This is a genomic window from Acinetobacter sp. WC-323 (assembly GCF_000314615.1).
GTDB classification, from domain to species: Bacteria; Pseudomonadota; Gammaproteobacteria; order Pseudomonadales; family Moraxellaceae; genus Acinetobacter; species Acinetobacter courvalinii.
The window spans coordinates 443,069-455,764 of sequence record NZ_AMZS01000035.1 but is presented as its reverse complement, the minus strand read 5'-3'; the positions used below and the strand labels follow the sequence as shown (position 1 = coordinate 455,764).

Genomic DNA, 12,696 nt, shown 5'->3' with positions numbered 1-12,696 from the left:
AAACACCTATAAAATGCCAAAGAGCTTGTTGTCCCCAGCGTCAACAAGCTCTTTTATTGCAGCCATAAAAAGGGCCGCTTTAAGCGACCCTTTCTGGTAAAACCATCTTGATTAAGGATGTTTCGGTAAAGGTATATATTGAGATTGCGTATTTTGCTGTACTTTACGCTCTCCCACCTTCACTTGGAGCGTTTGCTGCTTGCCTTCTCGCTCGACAATTACATCAATCAGACTACCCGGCGCTTGCAATGCCACATAATTAATTAAATGCGAAGCGGAAGAAATCTGTTCGTTATTGACCTGGATAATTTTGTCACCACGTTTAATGCCTGCCGTATCCGAAGGTCCGTCACGCAATACATCAGCCACGGTAACCCCAATCGGTTTTGTTGCCAGAACATCCTCTTCAATGGTATTTGGAATCAGGCTAATACCCAACCAGCCTCGTACCACACGGCCATCTTTCAAGATGGAATTAAGCACTTGCTGACAAACCTTGGCAGGAATAGCGAAACCAATTCCCAAGGAACCGCCAGATTGAGAGAAAATTGCAGTATTGACACCAATCAGGTTGCCTGCAACATCAATCAATGCACCACCCGAGTTACCCGGATTAATGGCAGCATCAGTTTGAATAAAGTCTTCGTAGGTATTGATCCCCAAGTCAGAACGACCTGTGGCAGAAATAATCCCTTGAGTTACGGTTTGACCGACACCAAATGGATTACCAATCGCAAGTACGACATCACCTACTTCGTTACCACTCAGCTTAAATGGTAGCACTGGCAGATTATCTAATTCGATCTTGATTACAGCCAGATCTGTATCTGGATCTGTACCAATTACTTTGGCTTCAGCACGACGGCCATCATGCAATGCCACCACAATATGTTCAGCTTGAGCAATCACATGATTATTGGTGAGAATATAACCGTCTGCACGCACAATCACCCCTGAACCCAGACTGTTTTCATTTTGAGGCTGTTGCGGCATTTGATTGCCAAAGAACTCGCGAAATACAGGATCATTCAATAATGGATGATTCATCTGTTTAACTTTCTGCGTGGTAAAAATATTCACCACAGCAGGTGCAGCCACTTTGACTGCAGCACTATAGGAAACCACCCCACCGGCACGTGATGTATCAATGAGAGGCTCAACCTTTTCTGCCGGCATTTTCACCCCATCAGCCGCAACAGTCGGTTTCGGTTGATGTGATTTCTGCCAAGCCAGAAAACTAACGATAACAAGAATGAGTAATACCCAAGGTAACCATGTAAATGCACGGCGCACGTCTATTATCCTCTAGGCGAAATTATGTGATGTACGTAATTTATTGAAGAACTGGAAGTTTCCACTATTGTAAAGTAAATTGCTTAAAATCAATGCAAAAGTTAAAAAAGTTTTGTCTAGCTTTAGTTACATTTAAAAATATGTTTTTATTGAGCTCTAACAAGCTGTTAATCATTTGAGGAATCGCATGGCAAATTTGCAAGATATTGTGCACTGGTGTAATCAGACTTTAAAAGCAAACGAGTTTAAAGACTACGCACCAAATGGCTTACAAATTGAAGGCAAAGCTGAAGTCAATAAAATTTTATGTGCCGTGACCGCTTCTGAAGATGCGATTGATGCCGCGATTGCTCAACAGGCGGATGCCTTACTGGTGCATCATGGCTACTTCTGGAAAGGCGAACCCTATCCGATTACAGGGATGCGTGGCAACCGTATCAAAAAACTGATTCAAAATAATATTTCCCTGATTGCCTATCACCTGCCACTAGATGCGCATCCGACTTTAGGCAATAACGTCGCCATTGCCGATTTGTTGGAGTTAAACGATCTGGAAGCATTAGATCCAAGTGAAAAGCATCCTATCGGCAATATTGGCTATTTAGACCATGCACTGAGTCCTGAGCAATTTAAAGCAAAGTTACAAGCTGTCTTTGATTTTAATGTGATTCATTTACCGAGCGATAAAACTGTAATCAAAAAGGTTGGCTTCTGTACAGGCGGCGCACAAGACTTTATTGCCAAAGCTGCTCAAGCAGAGTGCGATGCTTATATTTCAGGTGAAGTCAGTGAACGCACCTTCTATGAGGCCAAAGAGTTAGGGGTTCACTATTTTGCTTGTGGTCATCATGCCACTGAACGTTATGGCGTACAGCGCTTGGCACAAGCCATTGCAACTCAGTTTGCCATTGAATCTGAGTATTTTGAGCTCAACAATCCAATTTAAGCCGATGCACGGATAAAGGAGTGAAATTCATTTCATTCCTTTATCTGATTTTTATTTTCCAATTTTCTGCCTCCCCATCGATTCTTTCTGGTCGCTTAATGATGCAGGGTACTCATTGCCTAGCTGCTCATCTCTATAGTGATAATTTTAAATGCCTAACTACATCTAGACTCTCCCTCTTAATCGACTGATAAATAAAATTTATTTTTTAGCTCATATCACATAGATAAAAGCAAATTAAAAGATATTGATTCTCATTTGCTTTTAAAACAATAATGAAAGCGCTTAATTTCATCCTCATAAAACTACATTGACTACAACAGGAATCAAACATATGGCTTATTCTTTACCTGCACTGCCTTATGCCTATGATGCACTTGAACCCAATATCGATACCAAGACCATGGAAATTCATCATAGCAAACACCATCAGACCTATATCAATAATATTAATGGCGCAATTGAAGGCACGGTATGGGAAAAATTTCCTGTAGAGGAGCTAGTCGCCAAAGTGAATGAAGTTCCAGCAGACCTTAAACATATGGTGATCAATAATGCTGGCGGACATGCCAATCATTCACTGTTCTGGACCGTTATGAGTCCACACGGTGGTGGCGAACCGACAGGTGATATTGCAAAAGCTATTGACCAGCAACTCGGTGGTTTTGATGCTTTTAAAGAGGCCTTTACCAAAGCCGCGATTAGCCGTTTCGGAAGTGGCTGGGCGTGGCTGAGTGTCACACCTGAAGGTAAAATTATGGTGGAAAACAGTGCCAATCAGGACTCGCCCCTGATGCATGGTCATACTCCTATTTTAGGACTGGATGTATGGGAACATGCCTATTATCTAAAATATCAAAACCGTCGACCTGAATATATTGCGGCTTTTTATAATGTGGTGGACTGGGATGAGGTCAATCGCCGCTACCATGCGGCTTTAACAGCAATAAAAAATTGATTTTAAATAATAAAGTTAAAAAATTCCGCTTGATCAAGGTAGATTAGAGCCAGCTCAAAGATAATCTAAAATAATCATTGGCTCTAATTCTATCTTGTGTATGGTATATGTCTCAGATGGAAATTTTTTGCATATTTTGTGTATTAAAAGACTGCCCTATTGCATGCAGAATCATTTACAATAAAAACACTTAATGTAAAACCCAGCAAATTTGCAAGGAATGAAACATGACAACCATTACTTTACCTGCACTTCCATATGGCTATGATGATCTAGCGCCACATATCACTCGCGAAACTTTAGAATACCATCACGACAAACACCACAATACTTATGTTGTTAACTTAAACAACTTAATCAAAGGTACTGATCTTGAAGGTAAAACTTTAGAAGAAATCATCAAGGCTTCTGCTGGTGATGCATCTAAAGCTGGTATCTTCAACAATGCTGCTCAAGTATGGAACCACACATTTTACTGGAACAGCATGAAGCCAAACGGTGGTGGTAAACCTACAGGCGCGATTGCAGCGAAAATTGACGAAGCATTTGGTAGCTACGAAAAATTTGCAGAAGAATTCACTGCTGCTGCAACAACTCAATTCGGTTCAGGTTGGGCTTGGTTAGTTGCTGACGAAGTAAACGGTAAATTATCAATTACTAAAACTTCAAATGCAGACACGCCGCTTGCGCACGGTCAAATCGCTGTATTAACAATCGACGTTTGGGAACACGCTTACTACATCGACTTCCGTAACTTACGTCCAAAATACATCGCGACTTTCTTAGAAAGCCTGGTTAACTGGGACTATGCAAATGCAAAACTTGCAGGTCAACCAGCAGGTGTTGAGAAATAATTTATTATTTCTGCAATAAAAAAACTGCTCTTGATGAGCAGTTTTTTTATACCTATATTTTTCAACTTTACATCCCCTCTAGCCTTGTTTTAAATCTCATTTCTCCCACCCATCAACAAGTACTTTAGAGCTCTGGCCAAGCTTTTAAATATAAGACATTTCCCTATCCATCATCAGAAAAATCTCAACCTTCATCTTGTTTAAGTCAAATCCCTATTCTGCGTCCTACACTTTGTAAAACAATGAAAAAACCCTGCTTGCGCAGGGTTTCTTTTTGAATCAGTTCAGTGCTTAGTGAGCAGCGAATTGGTTCATTGTGTTTTTAGCATCATCATGTGCTTTAAGCGCATTGTCACCAGAGAAGATTTCTTTGTGATCATCACCGATGTCAGAACCCGCCATTGCTTGGTGTTTAACACAAGCGATACCGCCACGGATTTCTTTACGTTGTACGCCAGCAACATAAGCCAACATACCTTCAGAACCGAAGTAACCTTGTGCAAGCTCATGTGTAGAAAGAGCAGCAGTGTGGTAAGTCGGAAGTGTGATCAAGTGATGGAACACACCTGCTTCACGAGACGCATCTGCTTGGAAAGTACGGATCTTAGCATCAGCATCAGCAGCTAATTCAGTGTTGTCATACTCAGCGCTCATTAATTTAGCACGGTCGTATGCAGAAACGTCTTTACCTTCAGCAACCCAACGGTCATAAGCTTGTTGACGGAAGTTTAAAGTCCAGTTAAATGATGGGCTGTTGTTATAAACAAGCTTCGCATTTGGCACAACTTCTTTAACACGGTTAACCATGTGAGCGATTTCTTCTACGTTTGGAGTCGCAGTTTCGATCCAAAGAAGGTCAGCACCATTTTGAAGGCTAGATACACAGTCAAGTACAACACGGTCAATTTGAGTGTCAGGACGGAACTGATATAAGCCAGAAGCTAAACGCTTAGGACGGTGTAATTTACCATCACGCTTGATCAGGATTTCATCTTCTTGAGCATCAGCGATGTCAATTTCAGTTGTATCCAAGTAGCTGATGTATTGAGAAGCGATGTCGCCTGGCTCTTTAACCACTGGGATTTTTTGAGTCAAGTCAGCGCCTTCAGAGTCAGTACGTGCAACGATGATACCGTCATCAAGACCCATTTCTAAGAATGCATAACGTAATGCATGGATTTTAGCGATGAAGTCTTCGTGTGGAACAGTTACTTTACCAGCTTGGTGACCACATTGTTTTGCATCAGATACTTGGTTTTCGATTTGAAGTGCACATGCACCCGCTTCGATCATTTTCTTCGCAAGTAAGTAAGTCGCTTCTTCGTTACCGAAACCAGCATCAATGTCCGCAATAATTGGCACAACGTGAGTTTCAAAGTTGTCGATTTGAGCAGTGATTTCAGCTGCTTTAGCAGTATCACCTGCTTCTTGTGCTTTTTTAAGTGCACGGAATAAATCGTTTAATTCTTTTGCGTCAGCTTGACGTAAGAAAGTGTAGATTTCTTCGATCAAAGCAGGAACAGAAGTTTTTTCATGCATTGATTGGTCAGGAAGTGGACCAAATTCTGAACGAAGTGCAGCAACCATCCAACCAGAAAGGTAGATATAACGACGCTCAGTTGTACCGAAGTATTTTTTGTTCGCGATCATTTTTTGTTGAGCGATGAAACCGTGCCAGCAACCTAATGATTGAGTATATTTGCTAGAATCGGCATCATAAGCAGCCATATCACGACGCATAATCGCAGCTGTGTATTTCGCAATGTCTAAACCAGTTTTGAAACGGTTTTGTAGTTGCATGCGAGCAGCATCTTCAGGACTAATATCTGCCCAAGTGTTGCCAAATTTTGCTTTTAATTCGCGGATTGCATCAATCGCTGTTTGATATGTAGTCATGATCTATTCCTTTGAGGATTGGCATCGAACGGGGGCTAAAAATCCTGATTGTATTTAGTCTAGATTTCAAGCACCTCATCAACATGTCTCAAAGCTTAGTCTTTGGCAAGCGATTTAGCCAATATTCTAGCTTAATCTTCGGTATTTTCTTAGAAAATGTATGTATAGGCTTTTATCAAAAAATTCAAAAATACAATATAAGCAATTGTTTTTAATTAATTTTCAAAATACACAAAAATGCATAAAAACCCTATTTCAGGCTATTTTTCTAGACTGGTCAGTTCAAAAAACACGGCAAAACAAGTGTTCAAATCCTAAAAATATTTAAATTTTTAGCGCGTCTTACTGGTGTTACAAACAACAATTGTATCAAAGTTGAGCATGACCCGATCAATAAGTGCACCCGATATTTCAAGTGGCTTTATATGCTTTGGCACTGTTGCTTTTATATAGGATTAAGTTACACAAAAGGCTTTAGATATGTCATAATTCAACACAATTTAAGGATTTTATTTTCGGTATTTTTTTTATGAATCTGGAGCGGGTCGATCTTAATTTATTAATTTATCTTGACGTACTTCTTCGTGAAAAAAATGTCACACGCGCCGCAGAGCAACTCGGTGTTACCCAGCCTGCGATGAGTAATATTTTACGTCGTTTACGTAATCTGTTTAATGATCCCCTCCTGATTCGCTCTTCTGAAGGCATGACGCCGACTGAGCGTGCATTAGAATTACAACCGCGTATTCGCGATGCGCTCTCAGATCTTTCCATGATTCTGGAGCCACGTACCGAATTCCGTCCTTATACCAGTACGCGCGTGTTCCGTATCATGACCTCGGATTATGCCGAAGCAACCTTAGTGCCTCGCTTGGTCAAAGCATTACGTTCAGAAGCACCCAATGTGGTACTGGATTTCTTGACGCCGAGTGATGTGTCTTATCGGGACATGGAGCAAGGTAAAGTAGATCTTGCCATTAACCGCTTCAATGAAATTCCACAAAGCTTCCATCAGGTTCTGGTTTGGCGTGATAGCTTTAGCTGTATTTTAAATGACAAACACCCTGCTGTAACCCACTTAAACCTGAAAAGCTATTTAGATGCACAGCATATCTGGGTCTCAAAAACCGGTATGGGGGTTGGTTTCGGTGTCAATCCGGATAAACAGGCGGGACTCGGCTGGATTGATCAAGCGTTGGAGCGTATTGGTCAACGTCGTAAAATTTCAGTGTTTACCCGTCATTATCAAATGCCAGCACTATTAGCACAAAATGTAGATTTGATTGCGACATTACCAACCCGTATGGCGCGTTTGCAAACCCAAAATCCAAAGCTGGTTATAAAGGATCCTCCATTTTATATTCCTGAGTTTGAATTAAAAATGGCTTGGTGTCCGTTATTACATCACCATCCTGCCCATCGCTGGTTAAGACAGCTGATCCTGTTTGTGGCACGCCAGATGATTGAAGAAGAGAATCGTGAATTTCTCTTAAATAACTCACAATTTTCACAATACTAAAAATATTGCTCTATAATCATATTTAATTTCGAATGGATATGCTTGTTTGCTCAGCAAAACTGTTATTACGAGGTAATGATTTGATTACCTCTGTTCTTTTTTGTGTTACAACATATTCATAATAATATGCAACACAGGTGATGTGTGAGTCTCTTCCAGAATATTATTGTTATCGCCCTGCTGATTTCAGCAGCAGGCTTTTTATCACTCACAGAAATTGCTCTCGCCGGCGCTAGAAAAGTTAAATTAAAAATTTTGGCCGAATCTGGCGAAACCCGTGCTCAAAAAGTTTTAGATCTACAAGAACAATCCGCTGACTTCTTCGCAGCCTCGCAAATCGGTTTAAATGCCGTTGCAATCCTCGGCGGTATTCTCGGTGAAGCTGCCTTCCGGCCATTCTTTGTTGATCTGATTGTGAAGTTTTATGCAGGTCCTTGGCTAGAAACCATTGGTTTTGCCCTCTCCTTTACCATGGTTACTTCTTTGTTCATTCTGTTTGCCGATCTGATGCCAAAACGTTTGGCCATGATTGCGCCAGAAAAAATTGCCATTAGCGTCATCGAGCCGATTCAGATTTTTATTAAAATCTGCAAACCTTTGGCTTGGGGCATCAATGCGATTGCCAATCTGTTATTCCGCTTATTCAAAGTCAATACCATCCGTGACGACAATATTACCTTTGATGATATTTCAGCAGTCATGGACGCAGGCGCACAAGCCGGGGTGCTACAAAAGCAGGAACATCATTTCATTGAAAACGTATTTGAACTGGAGGAACGTACTGTTCCTTCAAGTATGACCACCCGTGAAAATGTGGTGTTTTTCACCCTCACAGAACCTGAAGACAGTATTCGTCAAAAACTGGGTGAATATCCGTATTCAAAGTTTCTGGTCTGTAATGAACATATTGATCAGGTGATTGGCTATGTCGACGCCAAAGATATTCTGGTGCGTATTCTGAATAAACAGTCGTTCACACAACTGAATGAATCGACCATTCGTAATGTGTTAATGATTCCAGATACTCTGACCCTGTCAGAATTGCTCGACCGCTTCCGCTCGACCAAAGAAAAATTTGCGGTCGTGATTAATGAATATGCGCTGGTGGTCGGGGTGATTACGCTAAGCGATATCATGATCACCGTCATGGGCGATTGGGTAACGCCAATGGATGAAGAACAGCAGATCATTAAGCGTGACAATCATTCCTGGCTCATTGATGGTGGCACACCGATTGAAGACGTCAAACATGTTCTGGAAATTGAAGAATTTCCTGAAAATGAGAATTATGAAACCATTGCCGGCTTTATCATGTATCGCCTACGCAAGATCCCGCGTCCTGCAGATGCCGTAGAATATGCGGGCTTCAAGTTTGAAGTGGTCGATATTGACCATTATAAAATTGACCAGTTATTGGTGACGCAAGTTTTACCGAGTCAGGAAAATGACACGATTATCCAGTCTGAAGACTAAGTAAAAGTCAAAAAAAAGCCCGTTTGACGGGCCTTTTTTATTTCATGATCCACCAGATCAGAATGATCAGTAACACCACAATAAAGACCACAACCTTTACGCCACCACGGCTACGCTGTGCCACCTGTTCCTGCACACGTGCCTGCTCTTGTGGATGGGCTTGCAAATACTGGTCAATTAAATCCTTTGATTCCTTTAACCCCAACCCGGTTTTCTCACGGGTAATCTTGATGGCCTCAATCAGTTGCCCTTCACGTAACACATCTAATGCTTCAGGTGGAATATGAGGTAATGAACTCATAAACTAACATTCCTTGTTATGTTTGATTGATGAGTAGAACTGGCGTTTATCCGCGCTTAGTTTCCACCAAGTTGTGCCAATAAGGTATCCAATGTCGCCTGATAATGTATGCTAATATCTTCGGCTAGAATCTTGTATGCATTGTCAAATTGAACCATTGGCCAGCCCTCTTTCCAAAATGGAAAAATATTGTGCAGGTCATGGGTCACCGTTGCATCTTCACGACCAATGGCCTGTGCAACCTGAGCCAATACCTGTGCAGTTTCTGCACCATCAATCGCTAAATAATCAATGCCACGGGCTTTTAAAATACGGATGCGGTCTTTTTTATAACGAATTTTTTTAGCCTGACCTGAATTCAGACCCAATGCCAAAGTCACAGCTTCGACAAATTTGTCCTCAAAGCTGGTATTCAGTGCAACCAAAGCCTGTTTATGTGCTTCTTGACGCCCAGCTTTCCCCCCATTACGGATGATCTCATTTGCTTCCGTATCCAGCTTATCTTTTTTCATAGACTGTAAAATGTCTAAAATTTCGATATCGCTTAAAGATTCAGGAGATTGCTCAATCATGGGAGTCCTAATACACAAAATAAAAAAACATTGTCTCATAAAAGCGCGATCAACGCAGAATAAAAATGAAAATTGGCATTCTATCTGCATTATTTTTTAGATCGGTTTTCCAGAATTTAGCCTAACTGGCTTAAATCCCTTTGAGAAGATGGATCAATGTGATTGCTAATTTATTTTTACCCTGGTAATATTATTTTACCCGTATAAAACTATGTGAATAAAATGAATACTCAACCGACCTATACTGCTTTTTCAGGCTATACATTGATTGCTCAAGCGCAACTTGCTGACATTGCATTAAAGCTCAAACAACTTGGTGAAACTGCCGAGACGATCCTGATTTTTAATGATCAAACAGGTCGACAAATCGACCTTGACCTTTCAGGTGCTGAGCAACAGATTCAGCAGCGCTATAGCGAACCTGAACCGGAAAAGAAAGTTGGCCGTCCAAAACTCGGTGTGATCTCTCGTGAAATTACCTTACAGAAAAAACATTGGGACTGGTTAGATCAACAGAGTGCCAGCGCATCTGCAGTGATTCGCAAACTGATTGATAAGGAACTGAATGACCCAACATCTGAAAGTAATATCATGCTGGCTAAACAAGCCACTGATCGCGTTATGTCAGCGATGTTAGGCAATATGCCCAACTACGAAGAAGCAACCCGCGCGTTATATCAAGGTGATCGGGAAGTCTTTTTGAAAATGATTCAGGATTATCCTAAAGATCTAAAAGAATATTTAATCCAAAAAACCCAAAATATTTTTTAATTTTTTGATTGTTCCGCCTTTTCGATAAGTGGAACAATCAGACTTAACCTATAAATCATCTTCATCACTTATTGAAGATGTCATTTTCATATCAATATTTTTATAATCAACTTTCTGCAAACAACTTAGACATCGCTCTTTCAATTCATCAATCATTTTCTGTTGCTTTACCTCTCCACCATCAAAGTTAGATAAAGCATCAATCTCATCAAAACATGCAATTACATATTTTAGATCGTCAGAAATTATTGTGGATTTTAAGAATTCATTAGAAAAGCTCGACCTTGCTAAAGACCATATTCCAGCTTCAGGAGAAAGAACACCCTGTTTCATTCCCTCTAAAACTCCCAGAGCTAGTGAAGCGATATAGAATTCAGCATTTTTATTAAGGGTTTCAAGTTTCATCTATTAGAAATGTAGTTATATAAAAATATAGAGTATACACAATACAAAAAAAACCCGCTTACGCGGGTTTTTTCAAATCAGTTCTGCCTATTAAAGACGAACCAACTCCACAACTTTCTCAGCTGCTTCTTCAACCGTTTCAGCCGTGATTTCTGTATCCGTACCTTCAACAGTTGTGGTAATAATCACCACACCTGTTTCACGTAACAATGCAATTTGCTCAGCTGTTAAATTGGCTTTCGCAATCGCAACCACACCTTGCTGAATCAATAGACTCTCTAAAGCTTGAGCTTTCTCAATCAACGACGCAGACACACCAATCACCGCAGGCTTTTGACCTAAACGCGCCGCACGATCTTCCGCAGTCACAGGATTGCTATGCGCAGTCCATTCAACTGCCGCTTCAACCATACCGGCACCAACCGTGACATTGCTTAAACGGTCAATAAAGATAAATGAACCGGTATAACGGCTGTCTTGATATTGATCGAAGACCACGGCTGCATCAAACTCAACCACAACATCTGCAATGGCATTCAACTCAAGCTCTTCAACTTGCGTATGTTCCAAGGTATTGACATTGACACGGAAGTTAATCGCAGTGACTTTAGCAGGCACTGTCTGCGTACCAATTTTGACGTTGTACAGCTTGCCTTTCACCAACGGATGTTCATTCATCCATACCACTGAAGCACGTACACTACGCGAAATCAAAGGCTGCTCGCCCGCACGGACTAAAACGTTACCACGAGAAATATCAATTTCATCGTTTAAGGTTAAAGTCACAGCCTGTCCTGCAACGGCCTGCTCAAGATTGCCATCAAAGGTGACAATTTCTTTTACCGTTGATTTCTTGCCTGATGGCAATGCAACAATCTCATCCCCCACATTAATTGCACCCAATGCAACCGTTCCGGCAAAACCACGGAAATCAAGGTTTGGACGGTTTACATACTGAACCGGGAAACGGAATTCTTGTTTATTGGATTCGCGTTTAATTTCCACAGACTCAAGAATGCTCATCAAGGTTTGACCCTTGTACCATGGCGTACTTGCAGAAGGGTTCACCACGTTATCGCCATTCAATGCCGAGATTGGCACGAACAGAATATTTTCAGGGCGACGATCACCGAGTTGATTGACAAAAGCATCATATTCAACCTGAATTTCGTTGAAACGTGCTTCCGAGAACTCGACCAAGTCCATTTTATTGATCGCAACAACGATATTTTTAATCCCGAGCAAGCTTGCAATAAATGAATGACGGCGGGTTTGGGTTTGTACACCATAACGCGCATCAATCAGGATAATCGCAAGATCGGCAGTGGAAGCGCCCGTCGCCATGTTACGGGTGTATTGTTCATGTCCAGGTGTATCGGCAATGATGAACTTACGCTTTTCTGTCGAGAAATAACGATAAGCCACATCAATGGTAATTCCCTGCTCACGTTCAGCCTGTAGACCATCAACCAGCAAAGCAAGGTCAGGTGCATCACCTGTCGTTCCGACTTTCTTACTGTCACGGGTAACGGCTTGCAACTGATCTTCATAAATCAGTTTTGAATCGTAAAGTAAACGACCAATTAAGGTACTTTTACCATCATCGACGTTACCGCAAGTCAAAAAACGCAATAAGTCTTTTTGTTCATGTTGTTTTAAATAACCCAAGATATCTTGGCTAATAAGATCTGATTGATGAGACATTGCT

At 41.2% G+C, this 12,696-nt stretch carries 12 protein-coding genes; 6 read left to right on the top strand and 6 right to left on the bottom strand.

The window, feature by feature from the left end; translation table 11 throughout:
• Positions 1–111: 111 nt before the first annotated feature.
• The gene (locus tag ACINWC323_RS10545) at positions 112–1,293 is read right to left on the bottom strand and encodes a trypsin-like peptidase domain-containing protein (RefSeq protein ID WP_005231547.1); all 1,182 of its coding nucleotides are present in this window, start codon (positions 1,291–1,293) and stop codon (positions 112–114) included.
• Between the two features lie 187 nt (positions 1,294–1,480).
• On the opposite strand from ACINWC323_RS10545, the gene ACINWC323_RS10550 reads away from it, so the two are divergent.
• From ACINWC323_RS10550 to sodB, 3 genes are all read left to right on the top strand, one after another.
• Positions 1,481–2,239 carry a Nif3-like dinuclear metal center hexameric protein gene (locus tag ACINWC323_RS10550; protein ID WP_009510858.1) on the top strand — a complete coding sequence of 253 codons (759 nt, stop codon included), beginning with the start codon at positions 1,481–1,483 and terminating at the stop codon, positions 2,237–2,239.
• A gap of 334 nt (positions 2,240–2,573) precedes the next feature.
• Positions 2,574–3,197 carry a superoxide dismutase gene (locus tag ACINWC323_RS10555; RefSeq protein WP_009510826.1) on the top strand — a complete coding sequence of 208 codons (624 nt, stop codon included), beginning with the start codon at positions 2,574–2,576 and terminating at the stop codon, positions 3,195–3,197.
• A gap of 227 nt (positions 3,198–3,424) precedes the next feature.
• On the top strand, positions 3,425–4,051 hold the full coding sequence (gene sodB, locus ACINWC323_RS10560) for a superoxide dismutase SodB (protein ID WP_005231550.1): 627 nt from the start codon (positions 3,425–3,427) through the stop codon (positions 4,049–4,051).
• Between the two features lie 291 nt (positions 4,052–4,342).
• Here the strand turns inward: sodB and ACINWC323_RS10565 are convergent, their stop codons facing one another.
• Positions 4,343–5,947, bottom strand: a complete 1,605-nt coding sequence (locus ACINWC323_RS10565) for an isocitrate lyase (protein ID WP_005231551.1) — start codon at positions 5,945–5,947, stop codon at positions 4,343–4,345.
• Between the two features lie 529 nt (positions 5,948–6,476).
• Here ACINWC323_RS10565 and ACINWC323_RS10570 point away from each other — a divergent pair.
• Both ACINWC323_RS10570 and paeA read left to right on the top strand, forming a co-directional pair.
• Positions 6,477–7,466, top strand: a complete 990-nt coding sequence (locus ACINWC323_RS10570) for a LysR family transcriptional regulator (protein WP_004773639.1) — start codon at positions 6,477–6,479, stop codon at positions 7,464–7,466.
• 144 nt (positions 7,467–7,610) lie between these two features.
• Positions 7,611–8,939, top strand: a complete 1,329-nt coding sequence (gene paeA, locus ACINWC323_RS10575) for a polyamine export protein PaeA (RefSeq protein ID WP_005231552.1) — start codon at positions 7,611–7,613, stop codon at positions 8,937–8,939.
• A 37-nt stretch (positions 8,940–8,976) separates the two neighbouring features.
• Here paeA and ACINWC323_RS10580 read toward each other — a convergent pair whose 3' ends face one another.
• Together ACINWC323_RS10580 and ACINWC323_RS10585 are read right to left on the bottom strand one after the other, a co-directional pair.
• Entirely contained in the window at positions 8,977–9,240 is a 264-nt protein-coding gene (locus ACINWC323_RS10580; RefSeq protein ID WP_009511021.1) for a ribosomal protein L7/L12, read from the bottom strand.
• A 56-nt stretch (positions 9,241–9,296) separates the two neighbouring features.
• A complete protein-coding gene (locus ACINWC323_RS10585) occupies positions 9,297–9,812 on the bottom strand; it encodes a hypothetical protein (protein WP_005231554.1) in 516 nt (171 codons plus the stop codon).
• 213 nt (positions 9,813–10,025) lie between these two features.
• Between ACINWC323_RS10585 and ACINWC323_RS10590 the strand changes: the two genes are divergently transcribed.
• A complete protein-coding gene (locus ACINWC323_RS10590) occupies positions 10,026–10,583 on the top strand; it encodes a DUF2239 family protein (protein ID WP_162137901.1) in 558 nt (185 codons plus the stop codon).
• Between the two features lie 48 nt (positions 10,584–10,631).
• On the opposite strand, the gene ACINWC323_RS0118945 is transcribed toward ACINWC323_RS10590, so the two are convergent.
• Positions 10,632–10,988 carry a hypothetical protein gene (locus ACINWC323_RS0118945; RefSeq protein ID WP_032881362.1) on the bottom strand — a complete coding sequence of 119 codons (357 nt, stop codon included), beginning with the start codon at positions 10,986–10,988 and terminating at the stop codon, positions 10,632–10,634.
• A 90-nt stretch (positions 10,989–11,078) separates the two neighbouring features.
• Positions 11,079–12,692 carry a sulfate adenylyltransferase subunit CysN gene (gene cysN / locus ACINWC323_RS10595; protein WP_009511049.1) on the bottom strand — a complete coding sequence of 538 codons (1,614 nt, stop codon included), beginning with the start codon at positions 12,690–12,692 and terminating at the stop codon, positions 11,079–11,081.
• Positions 12,693–12,696: the final 4 nt, after the last annotated feature.